Source organism: Phyllobacterium sp. YR620, from assembly GCF_900104165.1.
GTDB lineage: Bacteria > Pseudomonadota > Alphaproteobacteria > Rhizobiales > Rhizobiaceae > Phyllobacterium > Phyllobacterium pellucidum.
The window spans coordinates 83,639-101,093 of the sequence record NZ_FNJP01000008.1; the positions used below are offsets into that span (position 1 = coordinate 83,639).

At 59.5% G+C, this 17,455-nt stretch carries 18 protein-coding genes; 5 read left to right on the forward strand and 13 right to left on the reverse strand.

What is annotated here, in order from left to right:
• Window positions 1-20 precede the first annotated feature (20 nt).
• From BLR72_RS21275 to BLR72_RS21290, 4 genes are all read right to left on the reverse strand, one after another.
• Window positions 21-779 (reverse strand): ABC transporter ATP-binding protein, encoded by a 759-nt coding sequence (locus BLR72_RS21275; RefSeq protein WP_027232900.1) that lies wholly within the window; start codon window positions 777-779, stop codon window positions 21-23.
• A complete protein-coding gene (locus tag BLR72_RS21280; protein ID WP_175492432.1) occupies window positions 739-1,473 on the reverse strand; it encodes an ABC transporter permease in 735 nt (244 codons plus the stop codon). Before BLR72_RS21280 ends, BLR72_RS21275 begins: the two co-directional genes overlap by 41 nt.
• Before the next feature lie 81 nt (window positions 1,474-1,554).
• Complete coding sequence (locus BLR72_RS21285) at window positions 1,555-2,499, reverse strand: ABC transporter substrate-binding protein (protein ID WP_244506795.1); 945 nt, start codon at window positions 2,497-2,499, stop codon at window positions 1,555-1,557.
• Between the two features lie 49 nt (window positions 2,500-2,548).
• Window positions 2,549-2,758, reverse strand: a complete 210-nt coding sequence (locus BLR72_RS21290) for a hypothetical protein (RefSeq protein ID WP_027232902.1) — start codon at window positions 2,756-2,758, stop codon at window positions 2,549-2,551.
• A 312-nt stretch (window positions 2,759-3,070) separates the two neighbouring features.
• On the opposite strand from BLR72_RS21290, the gene BLR72_RS21295 reads away from it, so the two are divergent.
• Complete coding sequence (locus tag BLR72_RS21295) at window positions 3,071-3,460, forward strand: c-type cytochrome (protein WP_091924707.1); 390 nt, start codon at window positions 3,071-3,073, stop codon at window positions 3,458-3,460.
• A 40-nt stretch (window positions 3,461-3,500) separates the two neighbouring features.
• Here BLR72_RS21295 and BLR72_RS21300 read toward each other — a convergent pair whose 3' ends face one another.
• The 9 genes from BLR72_RS21300 to BLR72_RS21340 are packed head-to-tail and all read right to left on the reverse strand — an operon-like array spanning window position 3,501 to window position 12,666.
• Window positions 3,501-4,058, reverse strand: a complete 558-nt coding sequence (locus tag BLR72_RS21300; RefSeq protein WP_091951804.1) for a thioredoxin family protein — start codon at window positions 4,056-4,058, stop codon at window positions 3,501-3,503.
• Between the two features lie 15 nt (window positions 4,059-4,073).
• A complete protein-coding gene (gene rpe, locus BLR72_RS21305; protein ID WP_091951980.1) occupies window positions 4,074-4,763 on the reverse strand; it encodes a ribulose-phosphate 3-epimerase in 690 nt (229 codons plus the stop codon).
• Between the two features lie 5 nt (window positions 4,764-4,768).
• Complete coding sequence (gene cbbX / locus BLR72_RS21310; RefSeq protein WP_091951806.1) at window positions 4,769-5,704, reverse strand: CbbX protein; 936 nt, start codon at window positions 5,702-5,704, stop codon at window positions 4,769-4,771.
• Entirely contained in the window at window positions 5,697-6,116 is a 420-nt protein-coding gene (locus tag BLR72_RS21315) for a ribulose bisphosphate carboxylase small subunit (protein WP_091924701.1), read from the reverse strand. Before BLR72_RS21315 ends, cbbX begins: the two co-directional genes overlap by 8 nt.
• A gap of 9 nt (window positions 6,117-6,125) precedes the next feature.
• Complete coding sequence (locus BLR72_RS21320; protein ID WP_091951808.1) at window positions 6,126-7,586, reverse strand: form I ribulose bisphosphate carboxylase large subunit; 1,461 nt, start codon at window positions 7,584-7,586, stop codon at window positions 6,126-6,128.
• Between the two features lie 31 nt (window positions 7,587-7,617).
• Entirely contained in the window at window positions 7,618-8,697 is a 1,080-nt protein-coding gene (gene fba, locus BLR72_RS21325; protein ID WP_091951811.1) for a class II fructose-bisphosphate aldolase, read from the reverse strand.
• A 5-nt stretch (window positions 8,698-8,702) separates the two neighbouring features.
• Entirely contained in the window at window positions 8,703-10,721 is a 2,019-nt protein-coding gene (gene tkt, locus BLR72_RS21330; RefSeq protein ID WP_091951813.1) for a transketolase, read from the reverse strand.
• 10 nt (window positions 10,722-10,731) lie between these two features.
• Entirely contained in the window at window positions 10,732-11,604 is an 873-nt protein-coding gene (locus BLR72_RS21335) for a phosphoribulokinase (RefSeq protein WP_027232911.1), read from the reverse strand.
• 12 nt (window positions 11,605-11,616) lie between these two features.
• On the reverse strand, window positions 11,617-12,666 hold the full coding sequence (locus BLR72_RS21340) for a class 1 fructose-bisphosphatase (protein WP_091951815.1): 1,050 nt from the start codon (window positions 12,664-12,666) through the stop codon (window positions 11,617-11,619).
• A gap of 122 nt (window positions 12,667-12,788) precedes the next feature.
• Between BLR72_RS21340 and BLR72_RS21345 the strand changes: the two genes are divergently transcribed.
• From BLR72_RS21345 to BLR72_RS21360, 4 genes are all read left to right on the forward strand, one after another.
• Window positions 12,789-13,736 (forward strand): LysR family transcriptional regulator, encoded by a 948-nt coding sequence (locus tag BLR72_RS21345; RefSeq protein WP_027232913.1) that lies wholly within the window; start codon window positions 12,789-12,791, stop codon window positions 13,734-13,736.
• A gap of 87 nt (window positions 13,737-13,823) precedes the next feature.
• The gene (locus tag BLR72_RS21350; RefSeq protein ID WP_244506791.1) at window positions 13,824-14,573 is read left to right on the forward strand and encodes a polysaccharide deacetylase family protein; all 750 of its coding nucleotides are present in this window, start codon (window positions 13,824-13,826) and stop codon (window positions 14,571-14,573) included.
• A 220-nt stretch (window positions 14,574-14,793) separates the two neighbouring features.
• Complete coding sequence (locus BLR72_RS21355) at window positions 14,794-15,258, forward strand: FecR domain-containing protein (RefSeq protein WP_228017046.1); 465 nt, start codon at window positions 14,794-14,796, stop codon at window positions 15,256-15,258.
• 4 nt (window positions 15,259-15,262) lie between these two features.
• Window positions 15,263-17,158 (forward strand): CHASE2 domain-containing protein, encoded by a 1,896-nt coding sequence (locus tag BLR72_RS21360; protein WP_091951817.1) that lies wholly within the window; start codon window positions 15,263-15,265, stop codon window positions 17,156-17,158.
• Window positions 17,159-17,455 lie beyond the last annotated feature (297 nt).

Genomic DNA, 17,455 nt, shown 5'->3' on the forward strand with positions numbered 1-17,455 from the left:
TCGCCGGGTTGGCGCTGGAATCATGGTTCAGTCCTTATGCCGGCGAATTTCTCCCGGAATGATCGCAGCAGATCGGCATTTATCTGTTCGTTGCGATAATTGCGCGGCAGCCGGATGTCGAACGTGCCAAGGACGTGGGTCGGTCTGTCGGAGAGGACGACAATGCGGTCGGAAAGCATGATCGCCTCCTGCAGGTTGTGCGTGACCATCAGGGCCGTCGTCGGGCGGTCCGACCAAACGCCAAGCAGGAGGTGCCGCAATTGCTGGGCAGTCGAGGCATCGAGGGAAACAAACGGTTCATCGAGGAGGAGAATATCGGGCTCGATAGCCAATGCCCGGGCGATTGCTGCGCGGCGTGCAAGGCCGAGCGAAAGTTCTGAAGGGTAGAACCCCCGCATCTTGGCGAGGCCAAGACTTGCGAAAAGCTGGTCCAGGCTGGTGTCGCGGAGGTGCGTCGGGAGGGCAAGCCGAACGTTCTGCTCCACGGTCCGCCAGGGCAAAAGAAGTGGTTCCTGAAATACGGCACCCATGCGCGCCTCCACCTTTCCAGGCAGCTGGACGGAGCCGCGAAACTCCCGGTCAAGCCCAAGCAGGATGCGCAGCATCGTCGTCTTGCCGCATCCGGAGGGTCCCAGCACGCAGGCAAATTCATTCTCCCCCACCTCGAAATTGAGGTCGCGCAACACCTCGATCGTGCCGCCATCCGAGGTGCGGAACGATTTCTCTTCGATGTTGACCTTAAGCCGCGCGGCGGCGCCAGCGAGTTGATGAGCGTTCAAGGGGTTGTACCAGGAGGAGTTCGATGAAAAGCATGACCGCGACGAAGGCAAGCGCATAGGCCAGGATCGCCGCGACGTCGAAAAGTTGGAAGAAGAGGTTGATCTCGAAACCGACACCGTTCGACCGGCCGAGCAGTTCGACGACGAGTACGATCTTCCAGATCAGGGCAATACCCGAACGCGACGCAGCGGCGATGTAGGGCTGCAATTGCGGCAGGAGAATATGGCGAAGCCGATCGAGGGGTCCAAATCGATAGACGGCTGCCATCTCGGCATAGCGCGGATCAAGCGCGCGCGTGCCTTCGCGCATGGTGACGATAACGTTCGGGATCTTGTTGACGGCCACGGCACCGATCGCCGCCACCTCGTTGAGGCCGAACCAGATATAGGCGAGGACGATGACGACGAGCGCCGGAATGTTGAGAAACAGGATGAGCCACGGGTTGAAGAATTGGTCGGCGCGCCGGAAACTGCCGAGGAAAACACCGATGACCGAGCCTATGACCATGGCGAGGACGAACGATGCCGCGACGCGCCAAAGCGTCATGCCAAGATGGTAAGGCAAATCACCGCTCGCCGTTTCGCGCAGGAAAGTCTGAAAGACCGGCACCGGACCCGGTAGGGAGCGGCTTGGCCATGTAACGGCAGCGAAATGCCAGGCGGCCAAAAGGACGGCAAAAGACATTGCGATCATGATCGGCGAGGTCAGTTTGCTGCGATCTGCCGGTGCCCTTCCCCGTTGCATGCGGTCGGATTCAGCGCTTGCCAGCCCCATTCATTCGTCTCCCCAGAACGTGCCTGCCGCCAGCGTTTTGGCCGGGCCTACCAGCCTCGGCCCACCGAGTTCGGCAAGCACAGAATAGAGCTTCGTGGCATCCGCCTGCTGTTCCTCGATCGTATCGTCGGGGATTCCCTCCCGGTAGCGATCACGCAAAACGTCCAGTTCCCGGCCTTCGGCCCTCACGACGGGGGCGAGGCGCCGCCAATCCTCGTCCGAGGTTGCCAGCAATGCCTTGGCGTCGCGGCTGGCCGCAATGAAGCCGGCAACGGCCTGCGGATGCGCTTTCGCCCATTTTTCATGAAAGATGTAACCGATGGCCGAAGTGGTGCCGGACGCGCCAAGCGCTTTCGCGGCATCATTCGCACTCAGCAGGCGGCGGAAACCGTTTGCCTCGAGCCGCGCGCAGAAATTCCAGAAGTTCAGGACCGCATCGAGCTCACCCTGCATCGCCTTTTCGGCCAGCAAGGGCGGCGCGCCGTAGATAATCTCGTTCTCAGCAGCAAGGTCGAACGCGTACTGCTGTTTCGCCAGACCCTGGATCAGCAACCAGCTCTTGTCCAGGGGACCACCGGCCACCCCGAGCTTCTTGCCCTTGAGGTCTCCAAGGCTTTTAATGGGCGATTGTGCTGGCACCATGATGGCGCCCACCGAACTTGAGTAAGGGACGAATGTCAGGTCCTCGCCGGACGATCGCTGGCGCGATACCCATAACCAATCGCTGACGATGATATCCACGTCGCCGGCCATCATCGCAACGTTGGTGGCATCCTCGCCAGCAAAGAACCGGATATCGAGATCGATACCGTGCTTCTCATCGAATTTATGAAACTTGATCGTATCAAGTTCCCAATTCACCGTGCCAAACTTGAGAACCCCGATCCGTACCGTTTCGGCAGCCAAGGCGCGGGTGATGCCCACTTCGTAAACCAGAAGCAGAATTGCCAGACTGAAAAATGCCCGTACGCATACGCGAATCACGACGCTCTCCTCACAGCGAGCGTTCATCTGTCGGATAATCACACTTCCAGCGGACTACCTTCTGCTTGGGATGGAGCTCCGACCATTTCGCGATCTCGGCAGGGGCGAGAAACATGCAGTTCAGCTGGCCACCACGGTCTTCGAAATGCAGCCGCTCCTCCCGACAACTCGAGGGATTCGACGCAAGGCATATTGTCAGGACGAGATCGATCACATTCATTGTCGGCACCTCCCGCCTTCTGCCGAGGTCTTCCTACGCTCAGCCGCACGTCCGGCGCGAGAAAGACTCAGTCACGCTGATCGGATTTCTCAAGGTGCCCGAATGAGAAATATTGCAACAGGTTACGGTTCCCGTATGCGAACGTCAATCACGGCGAGCATGGAAAAATCGGCCCGCAATTTCTCGGTGTAAGCGATTGACTTCTCAGGAACGGCGGGTAACTCTGGAAGAGTTCTAAATGGTGGACGCCAATGCATGGAAATTGGTGCCAGTCTTCGTCCAGGGCACCCTTGGCGAAAATGAGGAAATGCCATGCGATACAAGAATGCCCTACTTATCGGTCTATCAATTGTTTCGTTGTCAGCTGTTGGAGCGCGGGCCCAGGAGGGTGATGCCACGGCAGGTGCAACGGTCTTCAAGAAATGCGCGGTATGTCATGTCGCCGATAGCGACAAGAACAAGGTCGGGCCCTCATTGTTCGGCCTGTTCGGCAGGACTGCCGGAACACATCCTGGCTTCAGTTATTCGACTGCCATGGTCGAGGCTGGCAAGGGTGGTCTCGTCTGGGACCCGGCAAGCCTGAAAGACTACCTGCATGATCCGAAAGCCAAGGTCAAAGGCACCAAGATGGCCTTTGCCGGTTTGAAGGATGATACGGATATCGCCAATCTGGAAGCCTACCTGAAGCAGTATTCGAAATAAGCGCAATGCCGCCGCTGAACGCGGCGGCGTTCCCCCGCATTCATGCCGGTTCGCGCCATTTGATCGAGCAACCGATCGAAGCGACCTGTTCGCGCGGGCCCTGGCCTGAATTTGCGACCTGTTTCATGGCCTCGAAAAGATCGCGGCGAAGATCGGTATCGCCTTCCTCCTTGCGCGATGCATCAAGGCGGCCGCGATACTGTAATTCCCCGGCAGAATTAAACCCAAAAAAGTCGGGCGTACAGACCGCTCCATAGGCGCGTGCCACGGTTTGATCGGCGTCATGAAGATAGTGGAATGGAAAGTCATGCTCGCGGGCGAAGCGTTGCATGTTTTCGAAAGAGTCGGCCGGATAGGCCGCCGCATCGTTGGCATTGACCGCGACGAAACCAATGCCGAAATCCTTGAGATCCCGGGCATCGCGCACGATGCGTTTGATCACCGCTTTGACGTAAGGACAATGGTTGCAAATGAAAGCCACCACCAGTCCCCTTCGACCGGCCTGCGCCAGGATCGAATGTGTCTCTCCATCGATACCGGTGAGCCGGGAGTCGAAAGCCTTCCAGCCGAAATCGCATACGGGTGGGATCGCCGCCATTGTCCTCGCCTCCGTTCAAGCCGCTCGCGCGTGCATTGCCGCGTCGGCAGCATGACGGATTGCTGCGATATTGTCAGCATAGGCGAGCTTGCCATTTCCCTTGAATATCGCAGAACCCGCTACAAGCACATCGGCGCCCGCTGCCGCTACGAGTGGCGCGGTCTGCGGTGTGACACCGCCATCGATTTCGATATGGATCGGACGCCTGCCGATCATGGACTTGACCCTGCGTACCTTGTCGATAACCGAAGGAATGAAAGCCTGTCCGCCAAAACCCGGATTGACGGTCATCAGCAGGACGAGGTCGAGGCGGTCGAGGACATATTCTATGACGTTCTCGGGGGTCGAGGGGTTCAATGAGACACCGGCCTTCTTGCCAAGGTTGCGTATCGCCTGCAGCGAGCGATCAAGATGTGGTCCGGCTTCCGCATGAACCGTGATAATGTCGCAGCCGGCTTCGGCGAATGCGGCAAGATAGGCATCGGCCGGAGCAATCATCAGATGACAATCGAAGATGGCTTTCGTCCGGTTGCGGATCGATTTGATGATCTGCGGACCAAAGGTGATATTGGGGACGAAATGTCCGTCCATGACATCGAGGTGCACCCAGTCCGCGCCAGCCGCGATGACATCCTCTACCTCTTCACCGAGCCTGGCGAAATCCGCCGAGAGCACGGACGGGGCGATGATGGTCTTCTGGCCTATCATGATCATTCCTCCTGCCTGGACATTGCGAAGACGCGGCTGACCCTGATGTCGGGCGCAGTGATCGTTGAAAGCGCACGCGAATCGATCGGACCATCCGAACTTTCAAAGAGCCGGTTGGCCTGTCGCAGGCGCGCCCGGTCGAGTGCGTTGCGGATGGAACGGGCATTGGCGAAATGTGGCTGCTGCCGGCGTAACGTGATGTAATCTGCCATGATGGCGCGGGCTTCATCGTCGAAATGGTAGTTCTGCTTCGACAGCATCGTTTCAGCAATACTCAGCAATTCGTCATCGCCGTAGTCAGGAAAATCGACGTGGTGGGCGATACGCGAGCGGAAGCCCGGATTGCTTTCAAAAAACTTGTCCATGCGGTCCGCATAACCGGCGAGGATTACCACGAGATCGTCGCGCTGGTTTTCCATGACCTGAAGCAGGATCTCGATGGCCTCCTGGCCATAGTCGCGCTGGTTTTCCTGCCGGTGAAGATAGTAAGCCTCGTCGATGAAGAGCACTCCGCCCATCGCCTTCTTGAGGATTTCCTTCGTCTTCGGCGCGGTATGACCGATATACTGCCCGACAAGATCATCACGCGTCACCGAAACAAGGTGTCCCTTGCGGATATAGCCGAGGCGATGCAGGAGATCTGCCATGCGCAGCGCGACCGTGGTCTTGCCGGTACCGGGGTTACCGCTGAAGCTCATGTGCAGAGTCGGCGTCTCATGCGCCAATCCCATACGCCGGCGGGCGCGCTCGACCAGGAGCAGCGCTGCCGTTTCCTTGATGCGCTGTTTTACCGGCTTCAATCCGATCAACTCGCGGTCAAGCTCATCGAGCACGTCCTTAACGCCGGATTCGACATATTCGGCGCGCAGATCGACGGCGGCAGGTGCCGCCGCGATTCTGTCCTCGGCCGGAAGTTCCTGGACGGCCGTATCAGCCATAACGCTGCCCCGCTGGTTTGTCGGCTGCATAGGCGCGCGTCGTATAGCGCACGACACGCCCTCCCGCTTCCTGCCGGGCCAGATGGAAACCGGGCTCTTCCGCCGGCCGGTTGACCAGGAACGAAAGCTTCACCGACTCCCAGCCATGGCTGTTATCAAAGGCGACGAAGCGGATATAGCGGTCGCCATATACCTTGCGACATTCCCTTAGCTCCATCATCAGCGCCGCCGCATCGGGATTGTCGAACATCGGGTGGGCCCACATGTCCCAATAGGTGTTGCGCGGATGCGGATCGTCGGTGAATTCCAGGCTCACTGCCCAGCCATTGTCGATGCAGTACTGCGCCTGTTTTGCGATCTGTTCGTCGGTCAAATCCGGCAGGAACGAGAAGGCTCCCTGTGTGACACGCATATTGTCCTCCTATTCTGCTGCGGTTGCTGTCGGAACGAAATCCGGCGAGTCAGTCGATGTGTAGTTGAAAGTGACGTCCTTCCAGATGTCCAACGCCTGCTGGAGCGGCTGGCAGGTGCGCGCGGCCATGCGGAGGATCTCGGGACCCTCGTTGACGATGTCGCGGCCTTCGTTGCGGGCAAGGATCATGCACTCCAGCGCTACGCGGTTGGCGGTCGCGCCGGCGGCGATTCCGAGCGGATGGCCGATCGTGCCGCCACCGAACTGGAGGACGACATCTTCGCCGAGAAGATCGAGCAGCTGGTGCATCTGTCCGGCATGGATGCCGCCGGACGCAACCGGCATCATCTTGTTCAGCGATGCCCAATGCTGATTGAAGAATACGCCGTTCTCAAGCCGCATCGGGTTGAAGTCCTCGCGGCAGATATCGTAATAGCCGCGGGTCGTCGCCGGATCGCCCTCGAGCTTGCCGACCACCGTTCCAGCATGGATATGGTCGACACCCGCCAGCCGCATCCACTTCGCAATGACGCGGAACGAGACGCCGTGCGACTTCTGCCGGGTATAGGTCGAATGGCCGGCACGATGCAGATGCAGGATCATGTCGTTGCGGCGGGCCCATTTCGACATCGACTGAATGGCGGTGTAGCCGATCACGAGGTCGATCATCACGATGTTGGAGCCGAGTTCCTTGGCAAACTCGGCGCGCTCATACATGTCCTCCATGGTGGCGGCCGTCACGTTGAGGTAGGTACCCTTGATTTCGCCGGTTGCTGCTTGCGCCTTGTTGACGGCCTCCATGCAGTAGAGGAAGCGTTCGCGCCAGTGCATGAAGGGCTGCGAATTGATGTTCTCGTCATCCTTGGTGAAGTCCAGCCCACCCTTCAGTGCTTCGTAGACGACGCGGCCGTAGTTGCGACCCGAAAGGCCAAGCTTCGGCTTTACCGTCGCTCCGAGCAGAGGGCGGCCAAACTTGTCGAGGCGTTCGCGTTCGACAACGATGCCCGTTGCCGGACCCTGGAAAGTCTTCACATAGGCGACGGGCAGGCGCATATCCTCAAGACGCAGCGCCTTCAGCGGCTTGAAGCCGAATACATTGCCGATGATAGATGCCGTCAGGTTGGCGATCGAACCCGGTTCGAAGAGATCGAGGTCATAGGCGATATAAGCAAAATACTGGCCTTCCCCGTTTGGAACGGGATCGACGCGGTAAGCCTTCGCCCGATACTTTTCCGTCGCTGTCAGCCGATCGGTCCAGACCACCGTCCAGGTAGCGGTCGAGGATTCGCCGGCAACCGCCGCCGCGGCTTCGATGGGATCGACCCCGTCCTGGGGCGTGATGCGGAACATGGCGATAATGTCCGTATCCTTGGGCTCGTAGTCCGGCTCCCAGTAGCCCATCTTCTTGTATTCCATCACGCCGGATCTGTAGCGCTCCTTTCCCGTAACCGTCTCTGACTTGTTCAGCATTTGTAGGGTCCTTTCCGTTGATTGGGTCCTGTCAGGCAGCCTTGGCTGCAGCGAGCTGCGGGTCGAGTTTGCCCGCGGCGTAGCGTTTGGCCATGTCGTCGAGGCCGATGACCTTGATTTTCGATGCCTGGCCCGCGGTTCCGAAACGTTCGAACCGATCGCGGCAGAGATCGCGCATTGCATCCATGGCCGGTTTCAGGAATTTTCGCGGATCGAATTCAGCGGGGTGCTCGACAGCGATGCGGCGGAATTGGCCACTCATCGCCATGCGGCAGTCCGTGTCAATATTCACTTTGCGAACGCCGTGACGAATGCCACGCTCGATCTCTTCGACCGGTACGCCATAGGTTTGCGGCATCTCTCCGCCGAACCGGTTTATTACGTCCTGCAGCATTTGAGGAACGGAGGACGAGCCGTGCATGACGAGGTGGGTATTGGGCAGCTTGCGATGGATTTCCTCGATCACACCCATCGCGAGGATATCGCCATCCGGCGCGCGGGTGAACTTGTAGGCGCCGTGCGACGTGCCGCAGGCAATCGCGAGTGCATCCACATTGGTGCGCAAGACGAAATCGACCGCCTGATCCGGATCGGTCAGCAGTTGCTCATGGCTGAGTACACCGCTCGCGCCGTGTCCATCCTCGGCCTCCGCCTCGCCGCTCTCCAGCGATCCAAGCACGCCGAGTTCGCCTTCAACCGAGACCCCGACCCAATGTGCAATCGTCGTCACGCGGCGGGTGATCTCGACATTGTAGGCATAGGAGGCAGGCGTTGCAGCATCGGCTTCGAGCGATCCATCCATCATGACCGAGGTGAAGCCATGCCGGATCGCCGTCAGGCAGGTGGCTTCGTCATTGCCGTGGTCCTGGTGCATGCAGACGGGAATGGAAGGATAGATATCGACCAGCGCATCGATCATGCGCGCCAGCATCAGATCTTTCGCGTAGGAGCGGGCTCCCCGCGAGGCCTGCAAGATGACGGGAGCGTCGCAGGCCGCGGCGGCTTCCATGACGGCAAGCCCCTGTTCCATATTGTTGATGTTGAAGGCGGGAACGCCGTAGCCATACTCGGCCGCATGATCGAGCAATTGCCGCAGGGTAATTCGAGCCATGATCGCTATTCCTTGTTAACGAGTTTGCGCGCGGTCGCGACGATGTTTTCCGGCGTGATGCCAAAATGACGGTAAAGATCGGAGGCGGGCGCACTCGCGCCGAAGCCCTGCATGCCGATGAAGGCCCCTTTCTCGCCGATCCAGCGATCCCACCCGAGCCGGGCCGCCGCCTCGATTCCAACGCGCGGCGCAGCAGCGAGAACCGACCGGCGATAGGCGGGCGTCTGGGCTTCGAACAGCTCCCAGGACGGCATCGAAACCACCGCTGCCGCGATCTTGTGCTGCCCGCGCAGGATATCGGCGGCCGTGCAGGCGATCTCGACTTCCGAGCCTGTTGCAAGAAGGGTGACCGCGCGGGGCTCAGCGGGCTCGCGAAGGACGTAGGCGCCGCGCGCCGAACGATTTTCCTCGACATGCCCCTGGCGCAGCATGGGCAGGTTCTGCCGCGACAAAACGATGATGCTCGGCCGGTCCGTATAGCGCAGGGCAAGTTCCCAGCATTCCGCCGTCTCGATGATGTCGGCAGGGCGGAACACGTTAATGCCGGGCGTTGCGCGCAACATCGCAAGATGTTCGATCGGTTGGTGGGTCGGGCCATCCTCGCCAAGGCCGATCGAGTCATGCGTCATGACGTAGATGACCTGCTGACCCATCAGCGCCGACAGCCGAATGGCGCCGCGCGCATAGTCGGCAAAGGCCAGGAACGTGCCGCCATAAGGAACGAAACCGCCATGCAGCGCGATGCCGTTCATCGCGGCGGCCATCGCATGTTCGCGAATGCCGTAGTGAATGTAGCGGCCGGTAAAATCGTCAGGCGTAATGTCGCGAAGCCCTGGGGTAATTGTCAGGTTCGAATGGGTAAGGTCGGCTGACCCTCCAATCGTGATTTGCGTTGCACCATTGATGACGCCGAGCACCATCTCCGAGGCCTTGCGCGTTGCAACCTTGGTTGCTTTTTCCACGTGCTCCCGGCGAAACGCATTCAGCGCGTCAAACAGCTCCGCAGGAAGCTGCTTCTGAACCTCCTGCTTGAACGCTTCCGTCTGGAGCGACGCGGAAAGCCGCACGCACCACTCACGGCGTTCGTCTGCACCACGGCGGGCGACGTTGCGCCATGTCTCGACGATTGCTTCCGGAACGTCGAAGGGTTGGTGCGGCCAGCCGATGGCGAGCCGGGTGGCTGCGATCTCGGCCTCACCAAGTGGTGCGCCATGGGTCTTCTCGGTTCCCTGCAGCTTTGGTGCACCCTTGCCGATAATCGTCCGGCATGAGATCAGCGACGGCCGGTTGGATGAACGCGCCCGCGCAATGGCGGCGGCAATCGCCTCGAAATCATGCCCATCGATCTCTTCAACCTCGAAGCCGGCCGCCTCGAACCGCGCAAGTTGATCCATCGACGTCGAGAGCGATGTCGGGCCATCGATCGAGATGGAGTTATTGTCCCACAGAACCACAAGACGCGACAATTTCAGGTGTCCGGCAAGATCGATCGCCTCATGGCTGATCCCTTCCTGAAGGCAGCCGTCGCCGGCGATCACATAGGTGAAGTGATCGACAATTTCCTCGCCATAGCGCTCGCGCAGAAGCCGCTCGGCCATGGCCATGCCGACCGCCGTTGCAAGCCCCTGCCCGAGCGGTCCCGTGGTCGTCTCGATACCCTGGGCATGGCCGTACTCGGGATGGCCGGCGGTCTTGGCGCCGAGCTGGCGGAACCGCTGCAGTTCCTCGATCGGCATATCGGGATAGCCGATCAGATAGTGCAGAGCGTATTGCAGCATTGAGCCGTGACCGGCCGACAAGACGAAGCGGTCGCGATCCGGCCACTGTGGATGCAGGGGATCAAGCTTGATGAAGCGGTTGAACAGAACCGTCGCAACGTCGGCCATCCCCATCGGCATGCCCGGATGGCCGGAATTGGCCTTCTGCACGCTGTCCATCGCGAGCGCACGGATCGCATTGGCCATGTCGCTTTCGCTGACAATCTCGGCGGTTGGGGTCTCTTGAAGGAAAGCTTGGGTGTTCATCGTCTTCTCCTCACGAGGCTCGGTTCTTGCGTTCCATCAGCTGCATGATCAGCGGGGTCAAAATCAGCTGCATTGCGAGATCCAGCTTGTTTCCGGGAACGACGATGGAATTCGCCCGGGACATGAAGGAATCGTGGATCATCGACAGCAGGTAGGGGAAATCGATGCCGCGCGGCTTGGCGAAGCGAATGACGAGCATCGATTCGTCGGGAGTCGGTATCCAGCGCGCGATAAACGGGTTGGACGTATCGACGATCGGAACACGCTGGAAATTGATGTCCGTAAGTGTGAACTGGGGTGTGATATAGCGGACATAGTCCGGCATGCGGCGCAGGATCACATCCATAACCGCCTCGGTCGAATAGCCGCGCGTTGCCCGGTCGCGGTGGATCTTCTGGATCCATTCGAGATTGATGACCGGGACGACGCCGATCTTCAGGTCGGCATGGCGGGCAAGGTCGACCTCGTCCGTCACGGCGCAACCATGCAGTCCCTCATAAAAGAGCAGGTCGCTCGGCGGAAAGTTGCGCCATGGCGTGAAGGTTCCGGCCGGCGCTTCATGCACCTTCGCTTCATCCTCATCGTGAATATAGCTACGCGTCTGGCCCGTGCCGCGCCGGCCATATTCCCCGAAAACTTCCTCGAGCTTGTGGAGTTCATTTGCATCGGCATGAAAGTGCGTGAAGTTGGGATTGCCCCTTTGTTCTTCCTCCGCGACCTTTTCCTTCATGGCGTTACGGTCATACTTATGGAAGGCATCGCCCTCGATGAACGCCGCTTCGATCTCCTCGCGCCGGAAAATCAGTTCGAAAATGCGCTTGACCGAGGTGGTCCCGGCGCCTGAAGATCCCGTGATGGAGATGATGGGATGCTTTGCTGACATGGTCGTCTCCCATCAGGCCCTGAACAGGCCACGGTTGCTGAAGAGCGGTGCTCGCTCGCCGATGCTGCTTGGCTGCGTGTGATACCGGCTGATCCGCGCGACTTCCCGGGACGAGCCGAATATCAGCGGAACCCGCTGGTGCATGCCTCGCGGCGTCAGCCCGAGAATGCGGTTTTGCGTGTCGGTTGCGGCGCCGCCGGCTTGCTCGATCAGAAAAGCTACCGGATTTGCTTCGTAGACGAGCCTGATCCGTCCCTCGCCATAGCTCTTGCGCCGGTCGCCGGGGTAGAGAAAAACGCCGCCGCGCACGAGGATGCGATAGGCCTCGGCAACAAGCGAGGCGACCCAGCGCATGTTGAAGTCGCGTCCCCGGGGACCTTCATTGCCCTTGAGGCAGTCGTCTACATAGAGACGTACCGCCTCGTCCCAATGGCGGTAGTTGGCCGTGTTGACCGCAAACTCGTGCGCACGGTCGGCAATGACGATGCTCTCATAGGCCTGGACAAAGGTGCCGAGCCTCGAGGAAAACACGAAGATGTGGGTGCCGCTGCCAAGGGTCAGAACCAGGGCGAGCTGCGGTCCATAGATAAAAAAGCCGGCAGCGAGCTGAGCCTCCCCTTTTTGCAAAAAGGAAGCATCAGGCTCGCTGTCCGGTTCACCAGCCACCGGGAGGATGGAGAAGATCGTCCCTATCGAGACATTGGTGTCGATGTTCGAGGACCCGTCGAGCGGGTCGATGGCCAGCGCCAGTGGAGCTGAAGGGTTGAGAATGGCTGGATGCTCAAGTTCCTCCGAACCGTAGACCGCCACCGGCGCCTGCCGCATCGCTTCGATGAACATGTCATCGGCAAGGATATCGAGTTCCTTTTGTGTGTCGCCACCTGTATTCCTGTTGCCCTGGTTGCTCGCGAAGGCCTTTCCCAGAGCACCCTGATTGATGGTGTTGCGCACCTTGACGGCGGTGAGAGAAAGGTGGCGAACGACGGCGGAAACCGCGATGCGGATCTCGTCGCCCTTTTCGCAATAGGACCCAAGAAAGGCGTCTAGTGTCGCCGTGGTCATCGTATTCCTCCCGTGCCTGACGTCTCTCCCGTGTCAAGCTTCGGGTTCATGGAAACAGCTTCATATCCGTAAGTAAAATTTAATATATTTACCGGATCACTAAATTATTTTAACTTCGTTGGATGCGAAATCTTACCCTCAAGCAATTGCGTGCAATCCAGGCCATCATGAAGCACGGAACCATCGCTGCTGCGGCAAACGCGCTTCGTCTGACCCCGCCTGCGGTCACAATACAGTTGAAGCTCGTCGAGGAGGAGGCGAAGGTGTCGCTGTTTGACCGGACCAATGAAGGGCTTCGCCCTACTGCCGCTGGCCTCGCATTTCTGGATGCCGCCCAGATGATCGAAGAGAGGCTGCGTGTCCTTGATGACGAGATTGACGCAATCAAGGGCGTGCGGGTCGGCAGCCTCAATCTCGGCGTCGTATCAACCGCGAAATACTTTGCGCCGCGGCTGATGGCGACCTTCAGGAACGAACATCCGGATATTGCCATCAAGCTTCTTATCGGCAACCGGGCCGAGACCATTGCCAGTCTCAAGAGCCATGAGGTCGACATCGCCCTGATGGGCCGGCCACCAAAGGATATCCCGCTCCGCTCGGCCGTATTCGGCGATCACCCCCTTGTCGTCATCGCCGCTCCAGACCATCCCTTGGCCAAACGCCGTGACATAACCAAGGAACGCATAGCCCAGGAACACTTCCTCGTACGCGAGCCCGGATCAGGGACACGCATCTCTCTCGAGATCTTTCTGAGCGAGTTGCCCGGGAGGCTCGATGATCTTGGAACCGAAATGTCGTCGAACGAAACGATCAAGCAGGCGGTGATGGCCGGGCTCGGCGTGGCATTCATTTCTGCTCACACGATCGCCCTCGAACTCGAAGTCGGCAAACTGGTCATGCTCGACGTGGTCGGGATGCCCATCCGCCGGCAATGGTTCTCCGTGGTGCGCACCGACCGCACCCTGTCGCCGGCCATGAAGGCGTTCCAGGATTTTCTCAACCGCAAGGGCGCGCAGTGCCTGCCTTTCTTCGACAAGCTTTATCCGGATATGGGCAGCATCCACAGATAGCGCAAACGACCGGAAAATGCTTCGCCCGATGGTTGACTCATTCCTTGCGAGCAATAGGTTGCAGTCTGATTGTCGTAGGGGTCATTCGTGAATTCACCGTTTTATCGCGCTCTGCTCTTTGCAATCTTGCTCGGACCCGCGCCGGCAATGGCCGCCGACAAAACGATCTACCTGACATTCGACGACGGCCCGCTCAACGGAACGTCGAATATCCTTAATGTCCTGGACGCCGAGCAAGTGCCGGCAGCGTTGTTCATGGTCGGTTTGCATGCCGAGGCGAGCAAGGAACGGCAGGCGCTCGTGGCAAAAGCGAAGTCGCTGCCCTTCGTGACGATCGGCAATCACAGTTACAGCCATGCCTATAACCATTACAAATATTTCTATGCTTCGGTCGAAGGGCTCCTTGCCGACCTTGCGAGGGCGAACAAGGTTCTCGGATTGAAGGGTCCACCGATTTATGCACGCCTGCCCGGACGGAACGTCTTCCGCCTGCCCGACATGTCATCCGACGACATGGCGATCGGCAAACCGGAGGATCACCGCGAGGAGCCCGGCTTCGAATTCGTGGCTGCCTCCGGCTACTATCTTTACGGCTGGGATCACGAATGGGTACACGACGACAGCGGCAAGCCGGTGCAGAGTGTCGATCACCTCGTCAGCGAGATCGAGCATCTTTTTGCCTACGGTAAGCTGGCAAGACCGAACAAGCTGATCCTGCTCATGCATGACGAAATGTTTCAGGACAGCTTCAACGGAACAGCCAACCTGCAATCGCTCATCGCGTCGCTCAAGAAACGCAGCTACAAGTTTGGACTGATTTCTGCTTTTGACGACTAGTTCAAATGATGAACTTGCAACCCTGGTATATCTGGTTCACGCAAGAGTTGCAAAATGGCGACTATAGCCAGTGGATTGGCTATATTCACGGAGGGGCGTGGTACCATCGTCCAGGACGATCGTAGTCGCCGGTACAAGCAAGGAGATTTCCATGGGACTGATGACCCGTTATTTCCGCGGTGCGGCGCTGTCGCTGTTCGCCATCTTGTTTTCGGCGAGCATGGCATCGGCGCAGGTCGGCAAGTCAGGCTGCTCGCTGCAGCAGGTCGGTGGCACATCTCGCCAAATGCTCAAGTGCACGGGTGGCTTGACGATCATTGCTGAAAAGGGTGCCCGCTACTCGCTTGTCGACCGCAACCGGGACAACCGTGTGGACGGCGTCCGGCTGCAAAGCAAGGCGCTGCTCCTGGACTTCGCCCCGGGTTCCGGCACCGGGTTTCAGGTGACAACCCCACAGGCGATCGCTGCGGTGCGCGGCACGAAGTGGGCGGTAGATGTCGGCGCTGGCAAGACTTCGGTCTTCGTCGAGCGTGGGCAAGTCGGCGTGCAGCGACCCTCCGCAAATGCCGGGGTCGTTCTCGGGCCCGGCGAAGGTGTCGATGTCGATCAAGGCACGAGCCCCCTCACCGTGAAACGCTGGCCGCGTCCCCGCGTAGCGGCATTGATGGCACGCTTCGGCCAATAATTTCATGAGCGGAAGAGCGCTCCAGACGCTGATCGCCCTCGTTGTCGCAGGAATTTGGGGCGCAGGGCTTGGCCTTGCGCATCTACGCGGCGACATGTGGTTCATCGATCGGGTCGAAGCGACAATGACCGACCTGCGGACAGTCATCCGTGGCCAGAAGCCAGCACCTGACGTCGTCACCATCGTCGCCATAGACGACGAGGCTGTCAGCCAAACTGGCAGTTATCCCCTGGCGCGAGCAAAGCTTGCCGAGTTGATCGACGCAATTGCCGCCTTGAAGCCCAAGGTCATCGGCGTGGATACGTTGCTGATCGATCCGGGGCCGGCCGAGGGCGACCAACGGCTGGTTCAGTCTCTGGCCAAAGCACCGGTCGTGCTTGCGGCGGCGGCCGTTTTTCCGCAGGGTCAGCAACGAACCCAGAATGACGCCGCCGACCCGCTATCGGGCGTACCCGACGCTGAGCGCTTCCTGTTGCCCTTACCTGCCTTTGGCGATGTGGCTGCGACCGGCGTCGTTAACGTGTCGACCGATCGAAACGGAACGCCACGGCTCGTTCCGATGCTGTTCAAGAGTGGCGGCGACATCGAGGCATCCTTTCCGCTTCGGGTGGTTTCAATTGCAAAGGGTGTCGAACCTGCCGTGGAACCCGGCAGATTGCTGCTCGGCGACGAAATTATCCGAACCGATATCGGCCAGGGCCTGCCGCTGAGCTTCTATGGCACGCGCGGGTCGATCAGCACCATCAGCGCCGCGGACGTGCTTGCTGGTAAACTACCACGCGAAAGCATCGAGAACCGGATTGTCGTCATCGGAACCACCGTTACCGGCGGCGGCGACGTTTTTCCGACTCCTTTCGATCCGGTATTGCCGGGAGTGGAGGTTGTTTCGACAGCGATAACCCACTTGATGAGCGGTGGCGCCCTCATCCGCGATCACACCGTCAGGCTGGTCGATGCGGGATTCGCTGCCGCCCTTCCCGTCATCCTGGTCAGCCTTCTCGCCTGGCGGCGCAATGCCATTGGCCTTATCGCAGCGCTATGCGTGGTTCTTGCCTGGTTCGCACTCAACCTCGCCGCCTTCTTCAACGGTGTCTGGCTGAGCGCCGCGGTTCCCCTAGTTGCGGCCATACCCCCGGCACTCGCCTTCGGCGCAACGCAGTTGTGGATCGGAAGGCGACGGGCGCAACATTTTGCTGAACAGAGCAAGCTTCTGCAGCAAGTGCAGGCGCCGGGACTCGGCAATTGGCTGGCACGCAATCCCGATTTCCTGGCAGCGCCAGTGCGCCAGGATGCCGCCGTTGTGTTTGTCGATCTTTCAGGATTCACCGGTCTTAGCGAAACCTTGGGCCCCAACGCGACGCGCGAACTCCTCAACGGATTCTACCAGCTGGTGGATGAAGAAGTCGCCGCCAGCAGCGGGTCGATCACGAGCTTCATGGGCGATGGCGCCATGATCCTTTTCGGATTGCCCGCGTCGCGTCCTGATGACGCGCTCAATGCCGCCCATTGCTGCGTTGGCCTTTGTGACCGGACGCGCGCGTGGCTGGATGCGCTGCCTGAGGCCGTCAGTTCCCGTATCGGCTTCAAGGTCGGCGCCCATTTCGGCACGATCGTGGCTTCGCGGCTGGGGAGCGGCACGCGGCAGCAGATCACCGCGACGGGCGACACGGTGAACGTCGCGAGCCGGTTGATGGAAGTGGCCGCAAGCAACGGGGCGGAACTGGCGTTGAGCGAAGAAATTTTGCGCGCCGCCGGGGAGAATGCCGATCCATTCAAGTCGGGCGTCCTTCGCGGTCCGCTCGAGACCCAGATACGCGGGCGCGCAGGGTCAATAGCCATATGGCTATGGCGAGGCAAGGCTTCCGACAGCGCGCGCGGGCAAATTGAAATGTCGAAGTAAAGATCAGTTCGACGCTCGTAATAGCGCGCAACGGCGTTTCGTCGCTGCGGATGAGGCCTGTCTTGGCATCGAGGCAAATGGTACGGCAACTAAGCAGCTGCGGCCGTTGTGATATTTTAGCCAACTCACTGCGCGGGCAGACTCCAAACGGGATTCTGTCATTGCCTGTTAACGGCGGATACCACCTGCCGCATGGGCAATAAGTATTCGTTCAGTAAATCTTCCGGACATAAAGTTGTGCACTGCACAAAACCTTTCGCGGTCACGGAAAATACAACCTAGGGTGTAAATTTGCTG

Excerpts from the sequence above, each read along its gene's own strand:
- BLR72_RS21280 (WP_175492432.1), bottom strand. The coding sequence starts at position 1,473 with ATGATCGCAATGTCTTTTGCCGTCCTTTTGGCCGCCTGGCATTTCGCT.
- BLR72_RS21290 (WP_027232902.1), bottom strand. The coding sequence starts at position 2,758 with ATGAATGTGATCGATCTCGTCCTGACAATATGCCTTGCGTCGAATCCC.
- BLR72_RS21295 (WP_091924707.1), top strand. The coding sequence starts at position 3,071 with ATGCGATACAAGAATGCCCTACTTATCGGTCTATCAATTGTTTCGTTG.
- BLR72_RS21300 (WP_091951804.1), bottom strand. The coding sequence starts at position 4,058 with ATGGCGGCGATCCCACCCGTATGCGATTTCGGCTGGAAGGCTTTCGAC.
- cbbX (WP_091951806.1), bottom strand. The coding sequence starts at position 5,704 with ATGGCTGATACGGCCGTCCAGGAACTTCCGGCCGAGGACAGAATCGCG.
- BLR72_RS21315 (WP_091924701.1), bottom strand. The coding sequence starts at position 6,116 with ATGCGTGTCACACAGGGAGCCTTCTCGTTCCTGCCGGATTTGACCGAC.
- BLR72_RS21320 (WP_091951808.1), bottom strand. The coding sequence starts at position 7,586 with ATGCTGAACAAGTCAGAGACGGTTACGGGAAAGGAGCGCTACAGATCC.
- fba (WP_091951811.1), bottom strand. The coding sequence starts at position 8,697 with ATGGCTCGAATTACCCTGCGGCAATTGCTCGATCATGCGGCCGAGTAT.
- tkt (WP_091951813.1), bottom strand. The coding sequence starts at position 10,721 with ATGAACACCCAAGCTTTCCTTCAAGAGACCCCAACCGCCGAGATTGTC.
- BLR72_RS21335 (WP_027232911.1), bottom strand. The coding sequence starts at position 11,604 with ATGTCAGCAAAGCATCCCATCATCTCCATCACGGGATCTTCAGGCGCC.
- BLR72_RS21340 (WP_091951815.1), bottom strand. The coding sequence starts at position 12,666 with ATGACCACGGCGACACTAGACGCCTTTCTTGGGTCCTATTGCGAAAAG.
- BLR72_RS21345 (WP_027232913.1), top strand. The coding sequence starts at position 12,789 with ATGCGAAATCTTACCCTCAAGCAATTGCGTGCAATCCAGGCCATCATG.
- BLR72_RS21355 (WP_228017046.1), top strand. The coding sequence starts at position 14,794 with ATGGCATCGGCGCAGGTCGGCAAGTCAGGCTGCTCGCTGCAGCAGGTC.
- BLR72_RS21360 (WP_091951817.1), top strand. The coding sequence starts at position 15,263 with ATGAGCGGAAGAGCGCTCCAGACGCTGATCGCCCTCGTTGTCGCAGGA.